At 43.2% G+C, this 26,325-nt stretch carries 23 protein-coding genes; 5 read left to right on the forward strand and 18 right to left on the reverse strand.

The features are described from left to right. Positions 1-235: 235 nt before the first annotated feature. The 9 genes from rpoE to QNH43_RS26850 all read right to left on the reverse strand — a co-directional run bounded on the left by rpoE (position 236) and on the right by QNH43_RS26850 (position 12,112). Positions 236-817, reverse strand: coding sequence for a DNA-directed RNA polymerase subunit delta (gene rpoE, locus QNH43_RS26810; protein WP_283916351.1), 582 nt, complete (start codon positions 815-817; stop codon positions 236-238). Between the two features lie 212 nt (positions 818-1,029). Beyond that, positions 1,030-1,191: a hypothetical protein gene (locus QNH43_RS26815; protein WP_283916352.1), complete on the reverse strand. Its 162-nt coding sequence runs from the start codon at positions 1,189-1,191 to the stop codon at positions 1,030-1,032. 138 nt (positions 1,192-1,329) lie between these two features. After that, positions 1,330-4,596, reverse strand: a complete 3,267-nt coding sequence (icmF, locus tag QNH43_RS26820; RefSeq protein WP_283916353.1) for a fused isobutyryl-CoA mutase/GTPase IcmF — start codon at positions 4,594-4,596, stop codon at positions 1,330-1,332. 30 nt (positions 4,597-4,626) lie between these two features. Continuing rightward, on the reverse strand, positions 4,627-5,259 hold the full coding sequence (locus QNH43_RS26825; protein WP_098370208.1) for a TetR/AcrR family transcriptional regulator: 633 nt from the start codon (positions 5,257-5,259) through the stop codon (positions 4,627-4,629). Between the two features lie 111 nt (positions 5,260-5,370). Beyond that, the gene (locus QNH43_RS26830) at positions 5,371-6,510 is read right to left on the reverse strand and encodes an acyl-CoA dehydrogenase (protein ID WP_283916354.1); all 1,140 of its coding nucleotides are present in this window, start codon (positions 6,508-6,510) and stop codon (positions 5,371-5,373) included. Between the two features lie 26 nt (positions 6,511-6,536). Then, a complete protein-coding gene (locus tag QNH43_RS26835; protein WP_283916355.1) occupies positions 6,537-7,673 on the reverse strand; it encodes an acyl-CoA dehydrogenase in 1,137 nt (378 codons plus the stop codon). A 35-nt stretch (positions 7,674-7,708) separates the two neighbouring features. After that, positions 7,709-8,560, reverse strand: a complete 852-nt coding sequence (locus tag QNH43_RS26840) for a 3-hydroxybutyryl-CoA dehydrogenase (protein ID WP_076368376.1) — start codon at positions 8,558-8,560, stop codon at positions 7,709-7,711. Between the two features lie 31 nt (positions 8,561-8,591). Further along, positions 8,592-9,782: an acetyl-CoA C-acetyltransferase gene (locus QNH43_RS26845; RefSeq protein ID WP_283916356.1), complete on the reverse strand. Its 1,191-nt coding sequence runs from the start codon at positions 9,780-9,782 to the stop codon at positions 8,592-8,594. Positions 9,783-9,982: 200 nt separating this feature from the next. Next, entirely contained in the window at positions 9,983-12,112 is a 2,130-nt protein-coding gene (locus QNH43_RS26850; RefSeq protein ID WP_283918461.1) for a (Fe-S)-binding protein, read from the reverse strand. A 292-nt stretch (positions 12,113-12,404) separates the two neighbouring features. Here QNH43_RS26850 and cls point away from each other — a divergent pair, with 292 nt between their 5' ends. Beyond that, complete coding sequence (gene cls, locus QNH43_RS26855; protein WP_283916357.1) at positions 12,405-13,607, forward strand: cardiolipin synthase; 1,203 nt, start codon at positions 12,405-12,407, stop codon at positions 13,605-13,607. A 28-nt stretch (positions 13,608-13,635) separates the two neighbouring features. Further along, positions 13,636-14,589: a UV DNA damage repair endonuclease UvsE gene (gene uvsE / locus QNH43_RS26860; RefSeq protein WP_283916358.1), complete on the forward strand. Its 954-nt coding sequence runs from the start codon at positions 13,636-13,638 to the stop codon at positions 14,587-14,589. 50 nt (positions 14,590-14,639) lie between these two features. Here uvsE and argS read toward each other — a convergent pair whose 3' ends face one another. The 4 genes from argS to speE form a co-directional block, all read right to left on the reverse strand. Continuing rightward, positions 14,640-16,310 (reverse strand): arginine--tRNA ligase, encoded by a 1,671-nt coding sequence (argS, locus tag QNH43_RS26865; protein WP_076368380.1) that lies wholly within the window; start codon positions 16,308-16,310, stop codon positions 14,640-14,642. 3 nt (positions 16,311-16,313) lie between these two features. Then, complete coding sequence (locus QNH43_RS26870; RefSeq protein ID WP_283916359.1) at positions 16,314-16,754, reverse strand: YwiB family protein; 441 nt, start codon at positions 16,752-16,754, stop codon at positions 16,314-16,316. Positions 16,755-17,030: 276 nt separating this feature from the next. After that, positions 17,031-17,909 carry an agmatinase gene (gene speB / locus QNH43_RS26875; protein ID WP_034315888.1) on the reverse strand — a complete coding sequence of 293 codons (879 nt, stop codon included), beginning with the start codon at positions 17,907-17,909 and terminating at the stop codon, positions 17,031-17,033. Positions 17,910-17,922: 13 nt separating this feature from the next. Then, positions 17,923-18,750, reverse strand: a complete 828-nt coding sequence (gene speE / locus QNH43_RS26880) for a spermidine synthase (protein ID WP_053348438.1) — start codon at positions 18,748-18,750, stop codon at positions 17,923-17,925. Between the two features lie 207 nt (positions 18,751-18,957). Between speE and QNH43_RS26885 the strand changes: the two genes are divergently transcribed. Further along, positions 18,958-21,027 (forward strand): transglycosylase domain-containing protein, encoded by a 2,070-nt coding sequence (locus QNH43_RS26885; RefSeq protein WP_283916360.1) that lies wholly within the window; start codon positions 18,958-18,960, stop codon positions 21,025-21,027. Between the two features lie 149 nt (positions 21,028-21,176). On the opposite strand, the gene QNH43_RS26890 is transcribed toward QNH43_RS26885, so the two are convergent. Both QNH43_RS26890 and QNH43_RS26895 read right to left on the reverse strand, forming a co-directional pair. Continuing rightward, complete coding sequence (locus QNH43_RS26890; protein WP_283916361.1) at positions 21,177-21,686, reverse strand: YwhD family protein; 510 nt, start codon at positions 21,684-21,686, stop codon at positions 21,177-21,179. A 34-nt stretch (positions 21,687-21,720) separates the two neighbouring features. After that, the gene (locus QNH43_RS26895; protein WP_283916362.1) at positions 21,721-22,401 is read right to left on the reverse strand and encodes a site-2 protease family protein; all 681 of its coding nucleotides are present in this window, start codon (positions 22,399-22,401) and stop codon (positions 21,721-21,723) included. Between the two features lie 139 nt (positions 22,402-22,540). On the opposite strand from QNH43_RS26895, the gene QNH43_RS26900 reads away from it, so the two are divergent. After that, a complete protein-coding gene (locus tag QNH43_RS26900; protein ID WP_034315897.1) occupies positions 22,541-22,726 on the forward strand; it encodes a 2-hydroxymuconate tautomerase in 186 nt (61 codons plus the stop codon). 29 nt (positions 22,727-22,755) lie between these two features. On the opposite strand, the gene QNH43_RS26905 is transcribed toward QNH43_RS26900, so the two are convergent. The 3 genes from QNH43_RS26905 to QNH43_RS26915 form a co-directional block, all read right to left on the reverse strand. Further along, complete coding sequence (locus QNH43_RS26905) at positions 22,756-23,265, reverse strand: YwgA family protein (protein WP_076368383.1); 510 nt, start codon at positions 23,263-23,265, stop codon at positions 22,756-22,758. Positions 23,266-23,297: 32 nt separating this feature from the next. Continuing rightward, on the reverse strand, positions 23,298-24,605 hold the full coding sequence (locus QNH43_RS26910; protein ID WP_283916363.1) for an HD domain-containing protein: 1,308 nt from the start codon (positions 24,603-24,605) through the stop codon (positions 23,298-23,300). Positions 24,606-24,841: 236 nt separating this feature from the next. Next, positions 24,842-25,063 carry a YuzB family protein gene (locus QNH43_RS26915; RefSeq protein WP_048683566.1) on the reverse strand — a complete coding sequence of 74 codons (222 nt, stop codon included), beginning with the start codon at positions 25,061-25,063 and terminating at the stop codon, positions 24,842-24,844. A 290-nt stretch (positions 25,064-25,353) separates the two neighbouring features. On the opposite strand from QNH43_RS26915, the gene QNH43_RS26920 reads away from it, so the two are divergent. Then, complete coding sequence (locus QNH43_RS26920) at positions 25,354-26,100, forward strand: RsfA family transcriptional regulator (RefSeq protein ID WP_283916364.1); 747 nt, start codon at positions 25,354-25,356, stop codon at positions 26,098-26,100. Positions 26,101-26,325: the final 225 nt, after the last annotated feature.

Consider the following 26,325-nt stretch of genomic DNA (forward strand, 5'->3'; position numbering starts at 1 on the left):
TAAATTTCCTTAAATGACGTAAACATAAATATGTTCTCTATAGTTTTTACAATTCTACGAGAAATCATTTTTAAAAATAAAAAAATGATGTCATTTATTCATTCCATCATTAAAAACAAAAACGCTCCTCTTACAAAAAAAGTAAGGGAGCGATATAATTTAATCATTGTGTCCTTTTTTAAGGAGCCCAAAAATGATTCTACAAATTTCGCCTCAAAAAGTCAAGGGCGATTATTTATTTCTCATCCTCTTCATCCAAGTCATCTTCGTCTTCATCTTCGTCCTCATCATCTTCCAGGACAAATGCATCATCTTCGATTATTTCTTCTTCCAGATCGTCGTCATCATCCACGTCATCATCCAAAAGCACTTCGTCGATGACTGGAGAACCTAGAATATCATCATCGTCGTCATCTTCATCCTCGTCCAGATCATCGATATCTTCTTCAAAGTCAAGGTCTTCGTCTTCAAGTTCATCGAAATCGTCGATAACGACAGCTGCCTTTTTGGTTTTCTTTTTCTTTTTAGGTTTTACAACATGTACGACTTCTTCCTCGATTTGGTCAACAGGGTACCATGTTTTCAATCCCCAGCGGTTGTCCCCAAGTGAAGTGAAACGGCCATCCACATTTAAATCCGTATAGAATTGTGCAATTTTCTTTTCCACTTCGGCTTTGGATAAATGGTGCAGCGAAGCTAATTCACTTATTAAGTCTTTAAATGGAATCGGTTCATTTCTTTCCACTAACAAATCATATGCCATCTCTATTAAGGACATTTCCAACAATTGCTCTTTTGAGTATTGTTTTAAACTCAAATTCCGCACTTCCCTTCTCTATTCAAACACTGAATTCCGTGTTTTTTCACATAAAAAAATAATCTAAAACAGTAGTTCGATAAAATAACGACAATTCCTGCTAGACATATACTCCATTATAAACAATCTAAATGGGTTTATGCTAGTTCTATATGATACTTTCACACATTTACCTTATTGTCTATCATTCACGGGAAACCAAAAGGTAAATATCATTCCTTTTTCTTTTTGGATTTCTGACGATAGGCTGCCGTAAAAAACACAATCGTCAGGATAAAAAAAGAAATGGCACCCAATTGATGCTCATACAGCTCAAATAAAAAAATGATGGCAAGAATGTAACCTATGATTAATCCAATCATTTTCAGGTTCATTTTCTCAACTCCAATAGGGCTGATTCTTCATTTTTGCCCCTTTTCCAAATAATTATAAGGTAAAATCTTCATTTTGTTAAAAAAGAGGGGAATTATTTAAAAAAAGAGGCCCCTAAATGTTCGGAGCCCCTTCTTCGTTTACATATTTCTTCGATATTGACCGCCTACATCATATAGCGCCCTCGTTATCTGACCCAGACTGGCCACTCTCACGCAGTTCATGAGTTCGGCAAAGATATTTTCACCATTCATGGCTGCCAATTTCAGTTTAGTCAGCGCCTCATCCGTGAACTCCTTATTTCTTTCCTGGAATGCCCGGAGATTCATGATTTGCCCTTCCTTTTCTTCCTTTGTTGCACGGGCAATTTCCATGCTGTTCACCGCTTCTTCGGAAGGAGGATTTGGATTCAAATACGTATTGACACCAATGATCGGCAATTCTCCTGTATGCTTTTTCATTTCGTAATGCATCGATTCATCCTGGATTTTCCCGCGCTGATACTGCGTCTCCATTGCGCCCAGGACACCGCCTCGATCGTTGATGCGATCGAACTCTTGCAGTACTGCCTCTTCAACCAGGTCCGTCAATTCCTCTACGATGAAGGCACCTTGCATCGGGTTTTCATTTTTTGAGAGACCATGCTCCTTTGTAATGATCATTTGTATGGCCATTGCCCGGCGCACGGATTCTTCGGTAGGCGTCGTGATGGCTTCATCGTACGCATTAGTATGCAGGGAGTTACAGTTGTCCTGCAGTGCCATCAAAGCCTGAAGCGTCGTTCTGATATCATTAAAATCAATTTCTTGCGCATGAAGGGAGCGCCCAGAAGTCTGTATATGGTATTTGAGCTTCTGGCTACGATCATTCGCACCATATTTATCCCGCATGACAGTCGCCCAAATCCTTCTTGCCACCCTCCCGATAACCGTATATTCCGGGTCGAGCCCATTTGAGAAGAAGAACGACAAATTCGGGGCAAAGTCATCGATATTCATTCCGCGACTTAAATAATATTCGATGTAAGTAAAGCCATTCGCTAATGTAAAAGCCAGCTGTGAAATGGGATTGGCACCCGCTTCTGCAATGTGATAGCCGGAAATGGATACTGAGTAGTAGTTCCTGACTTTGCGATCGATGAAGTATGCTTGAATGTCCCCCATTAACCTTAAAGCAAATTCCGTAGAGAAGATGCATGTATTCTGGCCTTGGTCCTCTTTCAGAATATCCGCTTGAACAGTTCCGCGTACCGTTTGAAGGGTATAAGCCTGCACTTCTTCAGTTTCGGCATCAGTAAGGGGACGGCCTAACTCTTCTTCTTTCCGTTGAATCTGCTGATCGACTGCAGTGTTCATATACATGGCCAAAATGATTGGTGCCGGTCCATTGATGGTCATGGAAACAGATGTTGAGGGGTGGCAAAGGTCAAAGCCTGCATACAGCTTTTTCATGTCATCCAACGTACAGATGCTGACTCCGCTTTCCCCTACCTTTCCATAGATATCAGGCCGATGATCAGGGTCCTCGCCATATAAAGTTACAGAATCGAAAGCCGTACTAAGCCGTTTAGCAGTATCATCCTTTGACAAATAATGAAAACGCCTGTTGGTTCGATCGGGCGATCCTTCACCGGCAAATTGACGCTTCGGGTCTTCCCCTTCACGCTTGAATGGAAAGACTCCCGCTGTGTACGGGAAGAAGCCCGGAACGTTTTCACGGAATACCCATCCTAAAATCTCTCCATAATCCATATATTTAGGCAGTGATACCCTTGGAATCATTAAACCTGATAAACTTTTGGTTTTCAGCTTTGTGACGATTTCTTTATCCCTGACTTTCGTTACAAACTGCTCTCCTGCGTACTTTTCTTTTAAATCCTTCCATCCAGAAAGGATTTTTTTAGATTCAGGTGATAAATTCAAGGCGGTTTCCTTTTTCAATTTTTCTAAAGAAGCCACCATCTCGTCGTTGTTATCATTTTCCTTAATTGCATCCATTGCTCCTTCAAGCTGGAAAAGCCTCCGGGCAATACGTACTTGTTCAGCCGCACGCTTATGATACGATCTGACCGTATCACTGATTTCACGTAAATAATACCGACGGTCAGTAGGAATGATGACATTTTGCTTGTAAACATCCGCTTCTTTCGAAAAGGCCGTACTCCAAACCGTCCCTGATTTTTCATTTAGCTTTTCAATCAGTGCCGCGAATAATGCATTGGTGCCTGGGTCATTGAATTGGGAAGCGATCGTACCGTATACTGGCATTTCTGATGGATCTTGATCAAAAAGCGTACGGCTTCTTTGGTATTGCTTTTGAACTTGGCTTTTTGCATCCTCGGAGCCTTTGCGCTCGTATTTGTTAATGACTATCAAATCTGCATAATCAATCATATCGATTTTTTCAAGTTGCGAAGGAGCACCGAATTCACTCGTCATTACATACATGGATACATCGCATATTTCGGCAATTTCTGCATCTCCCTGACCAATTCCGCTCGTTTCAACGATGATTAAATCGAAGCCAGCTGCCTTCACGACTGAAATGGCATCTTTTATCGCCAAAGACAACTCACTTTTTGAATGGCGCGTGGCTAGGCTCCGCATATAAACACGCTCTGAAAAGATCGAGTTCATTCTGATTCTGTCACCAAGCAGGGCACCGCCCGTTTTCTGTTTGGTCGGGTCCACAGATAGTATGGCGACTCTCTCGTCTGGAATTTCGTTAATGAACCTTCTTATCAATTCATCAGTCAATGAACTTTTTCCAGCGCCGCCAGTCCCTGTAATCCCTAGAACAGGAACCTTCTTTTCGGAAGTCTTGATCTGCTCAAAAAGACTTTCCACCGCAGCCGCTGATTCCTGTGAAACATCGAGTCTGTTTTCGGCAAAGGTAATAAATTGGGCAATGGCATTTGTTCCCCCGGCAATCAATTCATCAAAACGTTCTTGTAAAGATGGTTTGACTGTCGAGAAATCACACTCCTCCATCAATACGTTTATCATTCCTTGAAGCCCATATTCCCGCCCTTCATCAGGCGAAAAGATACGGGCAATCCCATAATCATGAAGTTCTTTAATTTCCCTTGGGATGATGACCCCGCCACCGCCGGCAAAAATCCTAATGTGCCCGGCTCCCTTTTCCTTCAGCAGGTCATACATATATTTAAAATATTCCACATGTCCGCCTTGGTAAGATGACATGGCAATGCCTTGAACATCTTCCTGGATGGCCGCATTCACGATTTCCTCCACCGAACGATTATGACCTAGGTGAATAACTTCTGCCCCGCTGGACTGAAGGATTCTCCTCATTATATTGATGGATGCGTCATGCCCATCAAATAAACTCGAAGCTGTGACGAATCTAATATGGTTCTTCGGTTTATACACCTCAACTGTACTCATATAGCTCCTCCTTATTGAAACTTATTTATATCAGTGCTTTTTGGAACCCGATACATTTTGAATCAATAATTGCGTCTGCAGTTCAACATACTCTTGAAGCGTATACTGTTTATGCAAAGCCCATCTTCTAAAACTCCACATCTGCCCCTGAACGAAAATGTTATGTGAAACAAGGCTTATTTGTTTTTCCGTTAACGAGAGCTCCCCATTCTCGACACATTTCGTTATCACTTTTTCGAACATGCCAACCATCCGAATTTCTTTGTTCAGAACATATGGTAAAGCATCTTTCGTCAGGGCCTTCACTTCCTGATACATGACCAGCACTTCGTCCTGCATATCATCCATCACTTTATAAAAATAGGCGATCGTCAGCTTCAAACTTTCAAGTGTCCCATCACTCTGTTCTATTTCTTTCTGAAGCTTTTCCTGGACTTCATCATAGATAAAGTCACAAACGAGATATAATATATCTTCCTTGGTTCGGATATACTCGTATAACGTGCCAATACTAAAGCCTGCAGCTTTGGCAATTTCCCTGGTAGTCGTACGGTGAAATCCCTTTTCCTTAAAAAGGGTGACCGCTCCTTTAATCATTTGTGTACGCCTTTTTTCAACAAGCCGCTCATCCTTTACAGATGCAAGAACCTCTCTTTTTTCCATTTCCAAACTCCTTTTGAAAGCCCATTATTCAATTATCAAAGACATTCTGAAGAAATTGAAAAGGGAATTCCGGTAAAGGCAGTGCCTCATCGGAAAACCTCAGTTTCAATCCTATTTAGTAACCATCCGTGAGATGACCAGCTTTTGAATTTCCTGTGTACCTTCGTAAATCTGGGTTATTTTCGCATCGCGCATATACCGCTCCACTGGATAATCTTTTGTATATCCGTAACCCCCGAAAACCTGCACGGCCTCCGTCGTCACTTTCATTGCTGTATCCCCAGCAAAAAGTTTGGACATCGCCGACTCTTTTCCATAAGGAAGGCCCACTGATTCCAACCACGCAGCCTGATAGGTTAATAGCCTTGATGCCTCAACACCCGTTGCCATATCCGCCAATTTAAAACCGATTCCTTGCTGTGCAGAAATTGGCTTGCCGAATTGGACGCGCTCTTTTGCATAATCGACCGCGGCATCCAATGCACCTTGGGCTATGCCTACAGCCTGGGCTGCAATTCCATTACGGCCGCCATCAAGTGTCATCATCGCAATTTTAAAGCCTTCCCCTTCTTTTCCAAGGAGATTTTCTTTAGGCACTCGACACTCATCAAAGATGATTTCCGTGGTCGGTGATGAACGGATTCCAAGCTTCTTCTCTTTTTTACCAACACTGAAGCCTGGGAAGTCCTTTTCAATGATAAAAGCACTCGTTCCTTTTTGTTTCGACTCAGGATCCGTCAATGCAAAGACGACATATGTATCGGCAATCCCGCCGTTCGTAATGAAGATTTTTGAACCGCTGATAACATATTCATCACCTACAAGCTTTGCAGTCGTTCTCATACCGCCTGCGTCTGATCCTGAGCCAGGTTCAGTCAGTCCGTATGCACCGATTTTTTCACCCTGTGCCATCGGGCGAAGGTATTTTTGTTTTTGTTCTTCAGACCCAAATTTATATATCGGCCATCCTGCGAGCGAAGTATGGGCTGATAAAGTCACCCCAGTGGATGCACAAACGCGGGAAAGTTCCTCAATCGCTATGCAATATGCTAAATAATCACTGCCAATTCCGCCGTATTCCTCAGGCCACGGAATCCCAGTCAATCCAAGCTCAGCCATTTTATCGAAGATCTCACGGTCAAATCGTTCTTCTTCATCCCTCTCCGCAGCAGTCGGAGCCACTTCATTCTGGGCAAAGTCGCGCACCATTTTCCTGATCATTTCATGTTCTTCCGTTAGTTTAAATTGCATGAATATGCCCTCCAAATTTCTCGTAATTATAGATTCTTACTGATGACCATTCTCTGTATTTCGCTGGTACCCTCATAAATTTCAGTTACCTTTGCATCCCTGAAATAGCGTTCGACCGGATATTCCGTTGTATATCCATAGCCTCCGAACACTTGGACTGCTTCTATCGCCACATCGACAGCCGTCCTCGAAGCGAATAGCTTAGCCATTGCCGCCTCTTTACCGCAATTCAATCCCTGCGAGCGTAAATATGCCGCCCGATAGACCAGTAGCCTTGACGCTTCTATGCCCGTTGCCATTTCGGCCAGTTTGAAACCAATTCCTTGTTGTTGCGCAATGGGTTTGCCGAATTGCACCCTGCCTTTTGCATATTGGACAGCATGTTCCATTGCACCCTGGGCAATTCCCAGCGCTTGAGCGGCAATCCCAATCCTTCCAGCATCCAAGTTGGCCATTGCGATCTTAAAGCCTTCACCCTCTTTGCCAAGGAGATTGGCTGTAGGGATTTTCATATCCTCGAACGTTACCTGCACGGTGCTTGAGCCATGAAGGCCCATTTTACGTTCATCTTTACCGATGATTAAGCCTGGCGTCCCTTTTTCTACGATAAAAGCGGAGATTCCCTTGCTTCCCTTCTGAGGGTCGGTTGAAGCAAAAACAATAAACACATCCGCTTCCCCGCCATTGGTGATAAAAACCTTGGACCCATTTATTCGATATTCTCCGCCTTCCTTGACTGCCACTGCCTTCGATTTCAAACTCGCAGCATCGGAACCTGAGCTTTGCTCAGTCAAGCAAAAGGCGCCTAAATATTTACCAGCGGCTAGCTTAGGCACATACTTCCGCTTCTGCTCTTCCGTTCCAAAATAAACGATTGGATTTGTTCCAACAGAAGTATGAACGGACAGTATGACACCGAGAGTGGGACTTACTTTGGAAATCTCATTGATGGCAATGATATAAGACATGAAGTCCATACCTGCGCCACCGTATTCTTCTGAAATCGGAATTCCCATCAAACCAAGCTCACCCATTTTTTTTAGAATCGCTTTTGGAAACACGCCTGTTTCCATTGCCTCGATATGAGGAGTGATCTCATTCTCCGCAAAAGCGCTTACCATTTTCCGCATCATTTCCTGTTCTTCTGTAAACTTGAAATCCATCCTTCATCCCCCCATAGCTGCACATCTTTCCATGATTAGTTATATTCGTAAAAGCCCCGTCCTGATTTCTTGCCTAGCCACCCAGCTTTTACATATTTCCTTAACAGCGGACACGGTCGGTATTTATCGTCTCCCAGCCCTTGGTGAAGGGTTTCCATTATATACAAGCATGTGTCCAGCCCAATGAAGTCAGCTAGCGTAAGCGGGCCCATCGGATGGTTCATTCCCATTTTCATTACGTCGTCGATCGCCTCTTTAGTAGCAACGCCCTCATATAGTGTATAGATGGCCTCATTGATCATCGGCATTAAAATCCGATTAGCTACAAAACCTGGAAAATCATTGACTTCCACCGGTACCTTGTTCAAGGATTCAGCCATCTTTTCAACTTCTTTATAAACCTCATCCGATGTAGCAAGGCCTCGAATGATCTCAACCAGCTTCATGACTGGAACGGGGTTCATAAAGTGCATGCCAATTACCTTTTCCGGCCTTTTCGTGGCAGCGGCTATCTCGGTGATCGGGAGCGAAGAAGTATTGGATGCAAGAATGACGTGTTGAGGTGTGATTTCATCCAACTCGGCGAATATTTTTGTTTTTATTTCCATGTTTTCCACCGCAGCTTCAACCACTAAATCTACCTCAGCCGCATTTTTCAAATTCGTCGATGAAGTCAACCGGGAAAGGATTGCATCTTTCTCCCCGGATTCCATTTTCCCTTTTTCAACCTGCCGGGAAAGGTTCTTGGTAATAGTCCCTAACCCCTTTTCTACATACTCATCTTTTAAATCGTGTAAAAGAACTTCATAACCGCTCATTGCACAGACCTGGGCAATGCCGGATCCCATCTGTCCCGCACCAATGACCATCACTTTTTGAATGCCCATGAAAATCCCCCCTCATTCATCTATGAAACTATTATCCTTGCTTAGGCACTTCAATTAAAATGGCATCTCCCTGACCGCCGCCACTGCAGATTGCTGCGATGCCCAATCCCCCTCCGCGGCGTTTCAGTTCATGCATCAGCGTAATGATGATGCGGGCACCACTCGCCCCGATTGGGTGACCCAATGCTACAGCCCCTCCGTTTACATTCACTTTTCCCGGCGCGATGTTGGCAATTTTCCCACTGGCCAGCGCAACCGCTGCAAATGCTTCGTTCACTTCAAACAAATCAATTTCCTCTATCGATTTACCTGTCTTCTTCAGGAGTTCATTTATGACCAAGCCTGGCGTTTTAGGGAAGTCCTTTGCTTCCACTGCCACTTCTGCATGAGCTAAAATATAGGCAAAAGGCGTTTTTCCTTCTTTTTCCGCCCGTTCCTCACTCATTAGCACGAGTGCACCTGCCCCATCATTGACACCTGGTGCATTACCTGCCGTAATGGTTCCCTCATTATTGAAAGCTGGACCTAATTTAGCTAACTTCCCGGCAGATGTATCTTTTCTTGGGGCTTCATCATGTTCGATGGTAATTGGTTCGCCTTTTCGTACCGGCACCTGTACGGAAATGATTTCTTCTGCAAGAATACCGCCATCGATTGCCTTTATCGCCTTTTGATGACTCCCGTAAGCCCAGCTATCCTGTTCCTCACGGGTGATTTCAAGATCCTCGGCCGTACTGTTTCCGTAAGTCCCCATATGGACGCCCGTAAAACTGCAGCTAAGCCCATCCGAAATCATCGTATCCTTCAGTTCTCCATCACCCATCCTTAGGCCCCACCTTGCTTTCGGAAGGATATAAGGAGCATTGCTCATCGATTCCATTCCGCCGGCAACAATGATTTCTTCTTCACCTAAGCGAATGATCTGATCAGCCAATGTGACACTGCGAAGTCCTGATGCGCACACTTTATTTATGGTTTCCGTTTTCACTTCCCAAGGCAATCCAGCATGACGGGCTGCCTGTCGGGACGGTATTTGACCTTGGCCTGCTTGAAGCACATTCCCCATGATGACCTCGTCTACTTGGCTGCCTTCGATCCCTGCCCGAACAAGTGCTTCTTTGATTGCTATTCCACCAAGTTGTGATGCCGTCAAACTGCTAAGACCACCGCCAAATTTACCAAAAGGTGTTCTCACACCGCTAATAATCACTGTTTTCGCCATCATTATTTCCCCCTATAAGTAACATTGATTGAACGCTCGCTCAATTTGGAGTTAAAAAAATAGTGTTGTAAGCGCTTAATAATATATTATATTACACATTTTTCTCAAAAATGAAAATATTTAGTTTTTAAAAATTGAAAAAATTTCCTGCTTCCATTTGATCCATCCCATATAGAAGAAGCAGGCAATTCCATTTTAAATTAAGAGGCAATCGGTTTATTTTCACCAATGACCGCTTTTTCGAGTAGTTCAGCTACATCATACGTTTTAACATTTTCCTCAACTTCTTTTGCTTTCGTCCCATCAGATAGCATGGTCAGGCAATAAGGACATCCTGAACTGATCACTGTTGGACTGACGGCTAGCGCCTGTTCGGTACGGGCCACATTAATGCGGTTTCCTGTTTCCTCTTCCATCCACATCAAACCGCCTCCAGCTCCACAGCACATACCCTTCTCACGGTTACGCTCCATCTCAATAAGTTTCACACCATCAATGGATTGCAGGATTTCACGCGGCGGGCTGTAAACTTCATTGTACCTTCCCAAGTAACAGGAATCGTGAAATGTAATCGTCTCATTCACCGGGTACTGAGGCACCAGCCTGCCTTCACTGACAAGTTTGGCTAACAGTTCAGTATGGTGATACACTTCCGCTTCCAAGCCAAAATCCGGATACTCATTCTTGAAGATATTGTATGCATGCGGATCGATCGTCACGATTTTCTTAATTTCATTCTTCTGGAACTCTTCTATATTTTTCATTGCAAGCTCCTGAAAGACAAACTCATTACCCAATCGGCGGGGAGTATCCCCTGAGTTCTTCTCCTTATTTCCGAGAATTGCAAATTTGACGCCAGCTTCATTCAATAATTTGGCAAAGGAAAGGGCAATCTTCTGGCTACGGTTATCGTACGATCCCATTGAACCTACCCAGAATAAATACTCGAATTCTTCGTCTGCCTTTTTTAATTCCTTCACGGTAGGGACGCTGACATCTTCCCGAAGGCTTCGCCAATCTTCCCTCTCTTTACGGTTCAGTCCCCAAGGGTTTCCTTGACGCTCAATATTCGTCATGGCACGTTGCGCATCAGGATCAAGTCTGCCCTCGGTCAACACTAGATAACGGCGCATATCGATGATTTTGTCGACATGTTCATTCATTACCGGGCATTGATCTTCACAATTCCGGCATGTGGTACAAGCCCAAAGTTCTTCTTCCGTAATGACTTCACCAATCAGGCTCGGACTGTATGCCTCGGTTGCTGCAGCAGATTCCTGCGCCCCCTGTGCGGCTCCAGCCAAAGCTATCTTATTTCCCTTCGTATTCCCAAAAACAAAAGATGGCACCCATGGCTGCTTCGTTGTAACGGCAGCGCCTGTATTTGTTAAATGGTCACGCATCTTGATTATGATATCCATCGGTGACAGCATTTTACCGGTACCTGTAGCCGGGCACATATTCGTACAGCGCCCGCACTCCACACAGGCATAGAGGTCCACCATTTGGTACTGCGTCAAATCTTCGATATATTTGGCACCGTAATATTGATTGCCTTCTTTGTCGAAAACCTCTTCTTCCAAATCAACCGGTTTCAATTTCCCCGGATTGTCCAATCGATTCAGGAATACATTTACCGGACCGGCAATCAAGTGGGCATGCTTAGATTGCGGGATGTAAACAAGGAAAGATAATATGATCAGTAAATGCAGCCACCAAGCTACATAAAAAACGACTGTTGCCGCTGTTGTCCCCATCCAGCCGAATAGGAAAGCGATGCTTGATGCGACTGGCTCTGACCAAGTTGCATCGTGTCCATGCCAGATCATTCCCATTCCATTCCCCAGTAATACGGTGATCATGATACCGGTGATGAAGATGACAACCAAACCTGCTTTGAAATCCCTTTTCAAGCGAACGAGCTTTTCGACATAACGGCGGTATGCCGCCCATAGGATTGCAACAAGAACAGTGAGCGTCACAATTTCCTGGAAGAAAGTAAAGGCCGGATAAACAGGGCCAAACGGTAAATGCCACCCCGGTCTTAAGCCTTTAACGAAAAAGTCAAGTGCGCCAAATTGCACTAAGATGAAACCATAAAATAACATGGCATGAATGATCCCGCTCTTTTTATCTTTAAAGAGCTTCTTCTGTCCAAATACATAAACCCCTATTTTAACAAGACGATCTTTCACACGGTTATCGAATTCCACTTTTTTGCCAAGTTTTATATAAGCTATACGGGTCTTTATCAAGTAGACAAACAAACCGGCGGCGTAAGCGGTTACAAGCAGGAATGCAACTAAGTTGATCCACAGTAAGCCATTCATTTCCATGCAGACTTTCCCCCTCTTTAGTAAATTGCAAAATGCCAGGCACCATTTTGGGAAATTTGGCATTTTTCTGAAATTTGATTAATTCCATTATATAATGAATGAGCATTCAGTCAACTTTTTTCTTTCTAAAACTATTTAATTTTTCTGGACCTTAATTATATAATTCGACAATTACGCGTATTACCCTTCTGCATTCTAAAAAAATGAGGACCCTCTCCCCGCTTTTTAATGATTACTAACAGGGAATTGGAGCCAAACTAAATATAATCATTTAGGGGGGGTTTTTTTGAAGATAATCACTACGATTGCCTCAATATTTTTATTGATCTTCTCTTGGTGCTGGGTTGATCTTAAGGTAGGGCATAAGCGTTATTTGAAGCACGCAACCAACATAAAATATCCGCCTCGGAACAGCGATATGACTGTATTCACATCAGGGAAAATCCTGTTTGACGATTACATGAAGGAAGTAAAGCAAGCTCAGGATTCCATCCATATCCTTTTTTATATTGTAAAAAATGATAAATTCAGCAAGGATTTTTTGAAGTTACTGCAGTCAAAAGCGGAAGAGGGCGTGGAAGTGCGGCTTTTAGCCGATTGGGTGGGAAGTAAAAAGATGTCCCGACAAATCATTCAGGAGCTAACTAAAAGCGGCGTTCATTTTTCTTTCAGCTTTAAACCGAAACTCCCCTTCCTTTTCTATACAATACAAAAAAGAAATCACCGTAAGATCACGGTGATTGATGGAAAAATCGGCTACCTTGGCGGCTTTAATATCGGTAAGGAGTATATAAACCAAGGGGAGAAGCTGAACCCGTGGAGAGATTACCATTTAAAAATGACCGGGGAAGGTGTAAAGGACCTTCAGGAAGTCTTCCTCTCGGATTGGTTCCATGATACAAACGAGGATTACAGAGGAACGCCTGCCTATTTCCCGACATTGGCTCCCGGAACCCAGGCACAGCAGTTTGTCGTCACGAATGGCAGTGATCTTGAACAGTCACTTACACACTTGATTCGGCAAGCCGCTAAAAAAATCATTATCGGGACTCCATATTTCATTCCCAGTGAAACTTTATTTCAAGAATTAAGGGAAGCACTTGCACGCAATGTTTCCGTTACGATCATCGTACCTGAAATTTCAGACCATGCCCTTGTCAAGGAAGCTTCGTTTCCCTATTTCCGGGTACTGATAAAAGAAGGGGCTGAAATCATGCAATTTCAAAGGGGGTTCTACCATTCTAAAGTGATTCTGATTGATGATATAATGTGTGATATCGGTACGGCTAATTTTGATAAGCGCAGTTGTTTTTTAAATGGTGAAATCAATTGCATCGTATTTGACCGGACATTTATAGAAGATGTAGAAAAGGAGTTGGCAGTGGACCTAGCCGAATCCAAGCCGCTAAACGGGGACGCGATTTCCAACATGAATGTATTCCGTTCAGCAAAGGAATCGCTGGCTGCCATCCTTTCTCCTTTTCTTTGACATCCCGTTGCTCAAGGAGAAAAATATAATGAAAATAAGATTTGGATTCGTATCCAATGCCACCTGTTTATGGGAAGCTTCTCCGGCTAAGACACTTACTTACAAGCGATATAGCTCACTTGGCGCGGAAAAAGGAATGGAAAAACTCCTGGACGTGACAAGGCAGAATATTGAAAATACCTTAAGGGTCCTTCAATATAACACGGCACACCAAATAGAAATATACCGGATGTCCAGTTCCATCGTTCCTTTAGCCACACATCCCGAAATAGAATGGGATTTCGTTACACCTTTTAAAAGAGAGTGGAAACAGCTTGGCGATTGGGCCACTGCACACAAGATGAGGATCAGTTTTCATCCCAATCAGTTTACGCTGTTTACCAGCCCTAAACCCGCAATTACACAAAATGCCGTAAAAGATATGGAGTTCCATTATAAAATGCTTGATGCAATGGGCATTGCGGACACCTCTTTCATCAATATCCATGTCGGTGGGGCCTATGGTGATAAAGAGTCCGCCCTTGTAAGGGTTCATGACAACCTTAAATCGCTGCCTATGCACGTCAAGGAAAGAATGACTTTTGAAAATGATGATAAAACCTATACAGCATCTGAAACCCTGAGCGTATGTAGGAGGGAAGGCATCCCACTTGTATTCGATTACCACCATCATCTCGCAAATCTTTCGGATGAGCCGCTTAACGAGCTGCTCACCGAGGTATTCACCACTTGGAGGCAAGCAGGGGCGGTACCAAAGATTCATATTTCATCCCCAAAATCTGCAGGTGAATTTCGCTCGCATGCAGATTATATCGATTTGGACTTCATCATGCCCCTTTTTAAAGTGCTTAAGGATCTTGGACAGGACGTCGATTTCATGATCGAGGCCAAGATGAAGGATCGGGCAATGTTGCAGCTGATTGAAAATATAGCTAAGGTTCGTGGTGTAAAAAGGGTGAGCGGCGGTGCCGTCGAGTGCTGATTAACCTAAAAAAAAGCGGCTTGTTTCGTTAGAAACAGCCGCTTTTTCCATTACATTTTTTCCGGTGCCGAAACCCCGATTATAGCTAATGCATTCTTTAAGGTAATTTGGACGGATTTGACCAGTCCTAAACGCGCCTTACTTCTTTCCATCTCTTCAACATCCAAAACCTTATCTGCATTGTAGAAACTGTGGAATGTAGAAGCCAGGTCGAATATATAATTCGTCATGCGGTGAGGCATCCGTTTTTCGGCTGCTTCCGCAATTGCCTGCGGGAATTCTCCTAATTTCTTCAAAAGTTCCACTTCTTTTTCAGTAGCTAAGGCAGAGAAATCAGTGACTCCTTCATAGCTGATCCCTTGTTCCACACCTTGGCGTAAAATGCTGGAAATCCGGGCATGGGCATACTGTGCATAATAAACAGGGTTTTCATTGGATTGTGATACCGCAAGATCCAAATCGAAATCCATGTGAGTATCCGCACTTCTCATTGCAAAGAAATAACGGGTTGCATCGAGACCCACTTCATCAATAAGGTCACGCATCGTAACTGCTTTACCGGTACGCTTACTCATCTTCATTTTCTCGCCATCCTTGTACAGGTGAACAAGCTGGATGATTTCCACTTCAAGCTGCTCGCGTTTGTACCCCAATGCTTCGATCGCCGCTTTCATACGCGGTATATAGCCGTGGTGGTCTGCACCCCAGATATTGATCAGCGTTTCAAAGCCGCGCTCCAATTTATTACGATGATAGGCAATATCCGGTGTCAGATATGTGTAAGACCCATCCTGCTTAATAAGCACCCGGTCTTTATCATCGCCTAGTTCAGTGGAGCGGAACCATGTAGCCCCATCTTCCTCATAGACATGGCCCCTGTCCCTCAACACTTTGAGTGCCTCATCAATTTTACCGTCTTGATATAGAGATGTTTCGGAGTACCATACATCGAATCCGACACGGAAATTAGCCAAGTCCGTTTTCAGTTTTTCCATTTCATATTTCAAGCCGTACTCACGGAAAAATTCAAAACGTTCCTTTTCATCGGCATTTACATATTTATCCCCAAATTCACTGGCAAGCGTTTTACCGATGCCAATGATATCTTCGCCATGATAACCGCCCTCCGGCATATCCTTTTCGAGGCCAAGTGCCTGGAAATAGCGGGCTTCTATGGAAATGGCCAAATTATTAATTTGGTTTCCTGCGTCATTGATATAGTATTCACGTGAAACATCATAACCTGCTTTAGAGAGGATATTACATAATGTATCACCTACTGCTGCACCACGGGCATGGCCAAGGTGAAGATCACCGGTCGGGTTCGCGGAAACGAACTCCACCTGGATTTTTTCGCCTTTACCAAAGTCACTTTCCCCATATGCTTCATCCACTTTCAAAATGACAGGAACCAATTCCGTCAAATAGGAATTATTCATGTAGAAGTTGATGAAGCCAGGTCCTGCAATCTCGATTTTTTCGATGGATGCTTTTGAGTTGTCAAAGTTTTCGATGATTGCCTCTGCTATCATCTTTGGCGCTTTCTTTGCAATCTTCGTTAATTGCATGGCCATATTCGTGGAATAATCTCCGTGTGTCTTATCTCTTGGCAGTTCCAATACAACATTTGGAATCTGCTCTTCCGTTGCCAACCCAGCTTTAATGACTGCCGCTTTAATCTCTTCTTTCAGTTTTTCCTGTACCTCTTTTACTATATTCATGCGCTATGCTTCCTCCTTGTAGGAAATCGTCATCTCATATTGACCGGGCTCGCTTCCCTGCATATGTAACGTATATTTAAGGACAAGTTTCCCTTGTTTGGTCTTTTCATCCCATTGATGATGTATCTTCTTCGCGGTCGTCCGTAATCCCAACCTGCCATATAGACTTTCATAATGTCCATTTGTCGCTTCCTGCAGGCGGAAAAGCTGCCTCATTTTAATGGCGCCATTTCTAAGCAGGATCGTTTCATCCGGTTTGTGCTTGATGGTCGTTTGTGTTTGACCGGCTTCATTTTCCTCTTTATATTGCAAATATAAATCTGCACCTTTATACATTTTTGTACCAAATGTCACCAGCTCATACGTTTCCGTTTCTGGGCCGTGCATGATTTTTGTCTGTAAAGTCACTTTAATAGCATGCTTATCTATATCATGAAGAGTCAAAGCTACACTTCCTTCATCATGTCGTTCTTAACTTTATAAGTATAAATATTCTTCAAGGAAGTTTCAACTTGGAGCGGAAAATAAAGTGTAAATCCAAAAGTGTGGGGATAAACTGTCGAAATCATGTTGTTGCAATTCATTTGATTTTAACGCAATAATGACTCATTGGGGTGAAATTATTCAAAAAGGCTCCTTCAGATATTAAATCCTTTTCCTGAATGGATAAAAAAAAGACCATTCCCGCTAAAAAACGGGAACAGTCAAGTCTTCCAATCATTAACCTTTTTGTACCCAACCTAGAATCATTTCGCGAATCAGCTTGCTAGCCGTGTTCGCAGTTTGCTCGGATGGATCATAAATCGGTGCCACTTCTACTAAATCGCAGCCGACTACATTAATCTCAGACCGTGCTATCTCATGAATCGAAGCTAAAAGCTCTTTGGAAGTGATGCCTCCACAATCTACGGTGCCTGTCCCTGGCGCGTGCGCAGGATCAAGAACATCGATGTCGATGGTCACATATACAGGACGACCAGCTAACTGCGGCAGTACTTCTTTCAGAGGTTCAAGAACTTCAAATTTAGAGATGTGCATGCCATTTTCTTTTGCCCATTGGAATTCTTCCTTCAAACCGGAACGAATGCCGAAAGAGTATACATTTTTCGGGCCGATAAGTTCTGCGGATTTACGGATGATGGACGCATGGGAAAGCGGCTCTCCCTCATAATCCTCACGTAAATCTGTATGGGCATCCATATGGATGATGGCCATATCGGGATACTTTTTGAACATGGCTTTAATGACTGGCCATGTGACAAGATGTTCCCCTCCCATCCCCATTGGGAACTTACCTGCATCCAACAAGCTGTCGACAAATTTTTCAATCATATCGATACTGCGCTGCGGATTGCCGAATGGTAATGGAATATCCCCGGCATCAAAGAATTTAACTTCCTCTAATTCACGATCTAAATATGGACTGTACTCTTCCAAACCAATCGAAACTTCACGAATCCGGGTTGGGCCGAATCGAGAACCCGGACGGAAACTCACCGTCCAGTCCATCGGCATGCCGTACAGTACAGCTTCTGATTCCTCAAAAACAGGGTGGCTTTTAATGAATACATTGCCTGAATAGGCTTCATCGAATTTCATGGTCCATGCCCCCTTATTTCACTAAATCTTGAACGAATTTAGGCAGAACGAAAGCTGCTTTATGAAGTTCTTTTGTATAATATTTCGTTTCGATTTCATGGAAACGGTCTTCAGTCACTTCTAATGGATTATATTTTTTCGACCCGATCGTGAACGCCCAAAGGCCGCTTGGATACGTCGGGATATTCGCTAAATACAGGCTGGTGATCGGGAATATTTCTTTCACATCACGTTGTACATCGCGAATTAAGTCCGCTTTAAACCAAGGGTTGTCGGATTGTGCCACAAAAATCCCGTCTTCTTTCAAAGCTTTGGAAATCCCGGCATAAAAACCTTTTGTGAATAAGTTGACAGCAGGTCCGACAGGTTCAGTCGAGTCAACCATGATCACGTCATATTCATTCTCACTTTTGGCGATGTGCATGAAGCCATCCCCAACTTGTACGTCTACACGCGGATCTTCAAGCATGCCTGCAATTTCAGGCAGGAATTTCTTTGAGTATTCGATAACTTTCCCATCGATATCCACCAATGTAGCTTTTTTTACGCTTGGGTGTTTTAGGATTTCACGGATGACTCCTCCGTCCCCTCCGCCTACAACCAAAACGTTTTCTGGATTAGGATGGGTAAATAAAGGAACATGGGCTACCATTTCATGGTAAACGAATTCATCACGCTGTGAAGTCATTACCATGTCATCCAGCAATAGCATATTGCCCCACTCTTCCGTTTCAATCATATCAAGCTTTTGAAACTCAGTTTGCTCCGTATGTAAAGTACGATTCACTTTCATCGTAATACCAAAATTCTCTGTTTGTTTTTCAGTAAACCAAATGCTCATTTATTAACGCTCCTTTTCCATTTCATATTGTCAGTCACCTTATAGGTTCCCCAAAATCGGTATAGTCATTAGCTAGAAAAATTATAGACGAATCTAGCAGAATTGCAAGATAAATTTCATAAATGCAGTTCTTATGTTTAAAATTTTCTTTTTTTTCCATAATAGTAATAGATAATAGATTCTTACCTGATAAGAGAGGTGAAAGCAATGGAATTGATTCCAAGCGAACGATTTAAAAGGACAACTAAATATGTACGGGCCTTCATCATCCTTGCCACAATCGGGCTCACGATACTCTTTGTATTGCTTCTCTCTTTACTGATTTATGCAAAAATATTAGGTCCTCCCCCTTTGGTCGTGCCGCAGTCCACTCTCTATTATAGTGATGATGGAAATGTGATCGGTGAAACGGATAATGGCCAGAAACGTTATTGGGCCGGAATGGAGTCGATTTCACCACAGCTCATCCAAGCGACTGTCGCCGTTGAGGATCGTCAATTTTATACTCATAATGGATTTGATATAAAGCGGATCGGCGGTGCCATCCTTGCTGATATTAAGGCAATGTCCAAAGTCCAGGGTGCAAGCACCATTACCCAGCAGTATGCCAGGAACCTGTTTCTCGGGCATGACAAAACGTGGTCGCGTAAGTTTAATGAGGCCTTTTATACGATACGTTTAGAAATGAATTACTCCAAAAAGGAAATTCTAGAAGGCTATTTAAATACGATTTACTACGGCCACGGCGCATATGGAGCTCAAGCTGCAAGTCAATATTACTTTGGCAAGGATGCCAAGGATTTGACTCTTCCTGAAGCGAGCATGCTGGCCGGAATACCAAAAGGGCCGTCAAATTATTCACCATTGGATAACTTTGAAAAAGCGAAATCAAGGCAGAAAGTTGTCCTGCAAGCCATGAAAAACAAAAACTACATTTCAGGAAAAAATATCGCGGAAGCATTGGGAACATCCCTTACATTAAAGGGCGAGCACGGAACGGTCACCAATAAGACCGCTCCATATTTCCAAGATGCCGTCAAACAAGCTTTAAAGTCCCAACTTCATTTAGATGACCGGACGATCGAGCTCGGCGGGCTTAGGGTCTATACCACACTGGACGAAACCCAGCAGGATGCCGCCGAGGAGGTTCTTTCCAATACCATACCCAAGTCTTCAGGCATTCAAGCCTCGATCGTGGCAATGGATCCGGATACCGGGGAGGTCCGTGCGCTGGTCGGCGGCAAGGATTATTCCGAGTCGCCATTCAATCGAGCTACACAGGCGGTTCGCCAGCCTGGTTCAACCATGAAGCCATTGCTATACTATTCAGCGCTGGAGAACGGTTTCACACCGTCCACCACCTTAAAAAGCGAGACAACTACATTTTCTTTCGATGATGGTCACTCATCTTATACACCGCATAATTACAACCATCAATATGCGGAAGGCGAAATCACGATGGCTCAGGCCATTGCTCTTTCAGATAATATCTTCGCCGTAAAAACGCACTTGTTCCTTGGGGAACAGACATTGGTCGATACGGCGCATCGCTTCGGAATCACGGCAAAGATGGATGCGGTTCCTTCCCTGGCACTCGGTACGTCAGGTGTAAGGGCAATTGAAATGGTGAACGCATACAGCATTCTGGCCAACGGCGGCAAGAAGGTTAAACCCGTGTTTATCAAAAAAGTTGAAAATCAAAAAGGTGAAGTGATTTTTGATGAAAATGAGAAACCGGAACAGATTTTGGATGAGGACAAGGCATTTGTCATGACCCAGATGCTTACAGGTGTTTTCGATGAAACCTTAAATGGCTATACGAAAGTGACCGGCAGCACCATCAGTTCCCAGCTTACCCGCCCATATGCCGGCAAATCAGGCTCCACCCCGACGGATAGCTGGATGATCGGTTACACACCGGGGCTTGTTGCGGGAGTATGGACTGGATATGATCAAGGCAAAAAGATCGAAATCCCTGCTGAAAAAGGCTATGCCAAGAAAATCTGGGCTTCCTATATGGAGAAGGGACTGCAAGGGAAACCGGCAAAATCGTTTAAGGAAACCAAAAACGTAATCGGGGTGAACGTGAATCCCGTTAGCGGAAAATTGGCCACAAAGGATTGTCCTGTCTCAAGATTGACTTATTATGTTAAAGGAACCGAACCTGTCGAATACTGTGCCGAGCACTTTAAGGGTGAGGATCCGAAACATTCCCCAAAAGAAGAAGAACATAAAAAGGCCCCGTGGTACAAAAAAGTCTTAAAACCTTGGGGATAACGAAAAACCCCCGAAGCCGGCAACGGCTTCGGGGGTTTTTCTGTCCTAGTTCCACAGTGACTAAACTGCTGTCTTTAAGTTTACTGATTTTATCGCTTTCCTACAAGTGCATTTTTCACTAAACTTAACATTTCATCCATTAACGAGACTCAAACCGTCAATGACTCCTTCAGCTGATCTGAAGAGCGCTCCCACATTCCTGCATCATGATTTTTCAGGAAGTCTGCAAGCACACGCTTTGATTTATCGTCCATGGCCTCGACGATGATTTTTCGTTTCAGCGATTTATCCATTCTGTTGACATGCTCCGGAAGCGATTTGTAACCGCGTCTAATTGACCTGTCGACCGTCATTTCACATGCTGTCACACCTGCATAGTGCGGACCGTTTTGTGTGGCTTCAATGGTCACCCAAACAAGCCAGTAAGGTTTGGCATTCGGGACTTCCTCTTTAGTCTTCAAAAACTTGATCCCTTTTTCCACTGCACTCCTCGCATGCATCGCGCCGATATCGACCTCTGCTTCACCTGCATCCACATCGATGATGACCGGAGAAATATTATCGAGCGTCAAAACCCCTGCTCCATATCCGCCATGACCTTCTGTAGGGTCGTTTTTTATAATATTGAAGCCTACCTTTTTCTTTGGTTGTTCTTCCATGTTTATATCCCCCTTTATCGTTTGTCATTCCTTATTATTGGTTAAAAAACAAAAGTGAAAAAAATTGACTCAAGATGCCTCCTACAAATTTAATGCCAGTATCCAAAATCGGTCTGATTGTATAATCGCCCAGCGGTGTGATGATCATAATCAGGAAAATCAGGGAGCCGTATTGTTCATACTGGGTCATTTTTGCCCGCAAGTCCGCTGATACAAGATCCTGTACGATCCTATAGCCATCGAGCGGCGGCAGCGGTATCAGATTAAATACAAATAAAAGGACATTTAAATTTATGAGTGTATCTAAGAAGGGCTTGACGAAAAACGGTAAATCAGGTCCAACGCCTGCTGCAAGCAATCCGTAAAAAATTAAAAACCCCAAAATTGCAACAATCAAATTACTGAACGGACCGGCAAAAGAGACGAGCACTCCTGCCAATTTTGGATTCTTGAAATGAAAACGATTAACCGGTACAGGTCTCGCCCAACCAAATCCGGCTATTAATATCAACAACGTCCCGATCGGATCCAAATGAGAAATCGGATTCAACGTGACTCTTCCTTCATTCTTTGCAGTCGGGTCACCGAACTTATAGGCCACATAAGCATGGGAAAATTCATGAACCGTAAATGCGATTAACAGTGACACTATGACATACGGAAGTTCTTCCAAGCTATAATGCAAAAACTGTCCTATTTGATCAATGAATTCCATCGATAGCTTCTCCCCCATTGTTTATTACCGTTAGTATACATCAAAAGTCCAAGAAGTGAAAAAACTCTGACTTCCGTGTCTTGCAATTCTTTTTCCATTGTGAAACACTACAAGATAAGAGGGGAAGGGGGGAAAAGAGATGCCATATGTAACAGTCAAAATGCTTGAAGGCCGTACAGACGAACAAAAAAAGGCTTTAGTCGAAAAGGTGACTGCAGCCGTTACGGAAACAACTGGAGCACCAGCTGAAGCCGTGACGATTTTCATTGAAGAAATGTCAAAAAATCATTTAGCAGTAGCCGGTGTCCGTAAAAGCGATTTATAAGCTTTACATAATGGGGAAAAGCTAAGCCATCAATTCGGCTTAGCTTTTGTTTTTAACTGCTCAATATATTCATATGCCTCATCAATTTCTTCAAGCGTATATTTTTGTTTGCTTTTCAGCGTGAAAATTTTCTCGGTGACTTCCTCTTTTTCAAGCGTGTCGAAGTATAACACCGTTGAAACCAGCTCCAAAAACCGGGCATTCTGTTCGTTCATATCCAATAAGCATGCCTCAAGTGCCGGCATCTCCACTTCCTGTATGGATAGGAAATCCTGGCCGGCATCCGTTATCGAATAACAATATTGATAATACCCTGCTTTTTTTTCCCTCACTTCATTCAAGTAACCCATTTCGCAGAGCTCTTCAATCCGTAAGGTCAACTCCTCCGAATACGGTCCGTAAAAGTGAAATTGAAACTTTTCATGAAATGGGAAGGAAAGCTTCTTCGCGATATAAACGATTTTTTGCAACTTTTTCCGACCCGAGATTTCACCTGCAGTAGAAATTGCATTGATAATGTTTGCATGATCCTTAAACAAGGCTCGTCACTCCTCACCAAAAATGTACCACTTTAATCCGATAGCTCCAAAAGCTTACGAATCTGTTTTTTTATATTTTTCTTCGTAGATTCATCACGCAATAAATCTGCTGGATAATACAACTTATGATCCGTTCTTCTTTTCCCTGAAATTGCATCGACAATTTCGGATTCACGCGATAATTCACGAATTTCGCCATTATTTTTCAGCAAGTGAATCGGCAGCCTCTCCTCTTCCTCACCTGGCCGGTAAAAATCATACGGCAGATCTGATGAAGAATCGACGACAAGATAATAATCCGGATCGATGCCTGCCTTCTTGAATAGCGTCCTTAATTCCATCAACCTGTTCATTTGACTGTTCGATGGATGGAATTCCACATATTTAAATAGTTTACGGTTAACGAAGCGAGTGCATAAATCTTTTAAAATCGCATCGTTCTCCTCTTCCCATGCTTCGAAATAATAGAGCATCACCGCTTCATCCATTTTCAAGTAGTCCGTTAAAGTCACGTCTCCCTTGAACAATGAATAAAAATGGTGCGGTTCTTGAGCAAACTCATAACCGGATTCATATAAATGCTTCGCCCTATGCAGAATCTTGGTAAGTATGACCTCCGCACTTCTCGTAACTGGATGGAAATAAACCTGCCAGTACATTTGGTAGCGACTCATGATGTAATCCTCAACCGCATGCATCCCGCTTTGTTTTATGACGGCATGTTCTTCCCTTGGCCTCATTACACGCAAAAGCCTTTCCATATCGAAATGTCCATAACTAACGCCAGTGAAGTAAGCGTCACGCTGTAAATAATCCATTCTATCAGCATCGATCTGACTTGAAATCAGGCTGACTACTAATTTGCCTTTATAGGTTTTTGCTATGACTTCTGCCACTTTTTTAGGAAAATCACGTCCAACTCTAAGGAGGATCTTATTCACTTCCGTATCGCCGAGGATTATTTGCCGCGTGAATTGCTCATGATCCAGGTCAAACACTTTTTCAAAAGAATGAGAGAAAGGACCATGACCCAAATCATGCAGCAGTGCTGCGCACAAGGATAGTAACCGTTCCTCAGGTTTCCATTCCGGTCTGCCTTCGAAAACATCATCCACGATTCTCCGGACAATCTCATATACTCCAAGCGAGTGGCTAAGCCGACTATGTTCCGCACCATGAAAGGTCAAATAAGTCGTTCCCAGCTGTTTGATCCTTCTAAGACGCTGGAATTCCTTCGTCCCTATTAAATCCCATATAACCCGGTCACGAACATGTATATATCGGTGCACCGGGTCCTTGAATACCTTTTCTTCTTGTAATTTTTCGCCGGAATATTCCATGAACTACCCTCTTTTTCATAATCTCGATGCACTCATTATAGCGTGTTTTGACAAAAACCCCTAACATCCACCTTGCTAGCAAGAGAGGTCCTTTTGTAAGAAAACGGAAGTTTCAGTCTGGTTTTGTCTTGAAAATAAGAAAATAAAAAATCACCGCAGTGTGTTGAATCTGGGTGATGATCACTTGTTCCATTTATCATAAGCAAACAATCCACTCTACCTATATATCATGGATCCTACTTTAGTTTTTTATTGATTTTATCTAGTAACTCGTCTTCTGTCGGTGCAGCAACTGGACGGTTATTGACAAAGGCAAAAGACTTCTTTCTGCCAGGACCGCAATAGGATTGACAGCCCACTTCAATTTTCGCGTCGGGATCAAGCTTTTCAAGACGCGGGATCAATGTTTTAATGTTTACCGCCAAGCAGTCATCGCACACTCTGAATTCATTGGACATCCTCCGGTCACCATCCTTTCCAGGACAAACTATTTTTCATCCATTTATATGACTAAAGGGTATTTTACCGCTTCTACTTATGAATATCAAGAGGGCTTGATCATGTGAAAAGGAATGGGCAGCCGCTGTAAAAGGATGTAATTAAGCAAAAAACTAGTATCCTTTTAACCTTTTTGTATAAAAAATCCGGATTTTGTCCAAAATGCTAGTAGAACACTCATAAATCACTGCCACACGATATTTTATATAGTTATTTATTTTAAAAGTTACCAGAAAGGGAGTATGTAGAAATGAAGGTTCGTCAAGACGCCTGGACAGAAGAAGATGATTTGCTTTTGGCAGAAACGGTATTGCGCCATGTGCGGGAAGGCAGCACTCAGCTTAATGCTTTTGAAGAGGTAGGAGATAAGTTGAATCGCACCTCTGCAGCATGCGGATTCCGCTGGAATGCAGTTGTCCGCCATAATTATGATAAAGCGCTTTCCCTTGCCAAGAAACAGCGTAAGCAGCGGCAAAGGATCCTTGGAAAAGATCAAGGAGGGAAAAAACGGCTTCTTTATACACCGCCGTCCCCAACGATTTCCGACATAATGGTTCCCCATGTACAAGAAGAGGAACTAGAGTTGAAATCCGAAGTCGATACTACCAATTATGAAACAGCAGAGGAATTCGTTGTGGCTGAAGCCCTCACTCCTAAGACACAGCAAACACCAGTGACTTTGGAAACGGCCATGAGCCTTGATGCCGTCATCGCCTATTTGGAATCTATGAACGTCCGCATGCTTCAAGCTGAAGTATTAAAAACCGAAAATGAAAGATTGAAGCTTGAAATTAAAGGGCTGAAAAAGCGAAACGAAGATTTGGAGAATAAAATCAGCCACCTGGAACAAAACAGCGGCTTGATGCAGGAAGATTATGAAACTTTGATGAATATCATGAATCGAGCAAGAAAGCTGGTCTTGTTAGAGGAAGAGGAACGTCCGGCAACGAAGTTCAAGATGGACCGGAATGGCAATTTGGAAAAAATGGCCGAGTAATAAGATAATGTGGGGTTCAGTTATAATAGATCAACCACATGCCAAAGGCCGTTTCACCCATGTTTATCTTAAAAAAGGGAGCCGACAAGGCTCTTTTTTCATTGTTTCAAGGATGAGGCAATAATATCTTCGCCTATCATACATGCATTTTACAGTTTCAGTGAATGCTAAAGTCGTATTAAATGAAAAAATCCGTTCCTGAATTACTGGAACGGCTTCTTTCAT

The sequence above is a fragment of the Peribacillus simplex genome (genome assembly GCF_030123325.1).
Lineage (GTDB): Bacteria > Bacillota > Bacilli > Bacillales > DSM-1321 > Peribacillus > Peribacillus simplex_D.

Bases quoted from the DNA above. Each gene is read 5' to 3' on its own strand.
- QNH43_RS26835 (WP_283916355.1), bottom strand. From the start codon at position 7,673: ATGGATTTCAAGTTTACAGAAGAACAGGAAATGATGCGGAAAATGGTA.
- QNH43_RS26830 (WP_283916354.1), bottom strand. From the start codon at position 6,510: ATGCAATTTAAACTAACGGAAGAACATGAAATGATCAGGAAAATGGTG.
- QNH43_RS26840 (WP_076368376.1), bottom strand. From the start codon at position 8,560: ATGGGCATTCAAAAAGTGATGGTCATTGGTGCGGGACAGATGGGATCC.
- QNH43_RS26895 (WP_283916362.1), bottom strand. From the start codon at position 22,401: ATGGAATTCATTGATCAAATAGGACAGTTTTTGCATTATAGCTTGGAA.
- icmF (WP_283916353.1), bottom strand. From the start codon at position 4,596: ATGAGTACAGTTGAGGTGTATAAACCGAAGAACCATATTAGATTCGTC.
- QNH43_RS26850 (WP_283918461.1), bottom strand. From the start codon at position 12,112: ATGAATGGCTTACTGTGGATCAACTTAGTTGCATTCCTGCTTGTAACC.
- argS (WP_076368380.1), bottom strand. From the start codon at position 16,310: ATGAATATAGTAAAAGAGGTACAGGAAAAACTGAAAGAAGAGATTAAA.
- uvsE (WP_283916358.1), top strand. From the start codon at position 13,636: ATGAAAATAAGATTTGGATTCGTATCCAATGCCACCTGTTTATGGGAA.
- QNH43_RS26900 (WP_034315897.1), top strand. From the start codon at position 22,541: ATGCCATATGTAACAGTCAAAATGCTTGAAGGCCGTACAGACGAACAA.
- QNH43_RS26890 (WP_283916361.1), bottom strand. From the start codon at position 21,686: ATGGAAGAACAACCAAAGAAAAAGGTAGGCTTCAATATTATAAAAAAC.
- QNH43_RS26845 (WP_283916356.1), bottom strand. From the start codon at position 9,782: ATGGCGAAAACAGTGATTATTAGCGGTGTGAGAACACCTTTTGGTAAA.
- speB (WP_034315888.1), bottom strand. From the start codon at position 17,909: ATGAAATTCGATGAAGCCTATTCAGGCAATGTATTCATTAAAAGCCAC.
- QNH43_RS26825 (WP_098370208.1), bottom strand. From the start codon at position 5,259: ATGGAAAAAAGAGAGGTTCTTGCATCTGTAAAGGATGAGCGGCTTGTT.
- QNH43_RS26815 (WP_283916352.1), bottom strand. From the start codon at position 1,191: ATGAACCTGAAAATGATTGGATTAATCATAGGTTACATTCTTGCCATC.
- speE (WP_053348438.1), bottom strand. From the start codon at position 18,750: ATGAGCATTTGGTTTACTGAAAAACAAACAGAGAATTTTGGTATTACG.
- QNH43_RS26915 (WP_048683566.1), bottom strand. From the start codon at position 25,063: ATGTCCAATGAATTCAGAGTGTGCGATGACTGCTTGGCGGTAAACATT.
- QNH43_RS26910 (WP_283916363.1), bottom strand. From the start codon at position 24,605: ATGGAATATTCCGGCGAAAAATTACAAGAAGAAAAGGTATTCAAGGAC.
- QNH43_RS26885 (WP_283916360.1), top strand. From the start codon at position 18,958: ATGGAATTGATTCCAAGCGAACGATTTAAAAGGACAACTAAATATGTA.
- QNH43_RS26920 (WP_283916364.1), top strand. From the start codon at position 25,354: ATGAAGGTTCGTCAAGACGCCTGGACAGAAGAAGATGATTTGCTTTTG.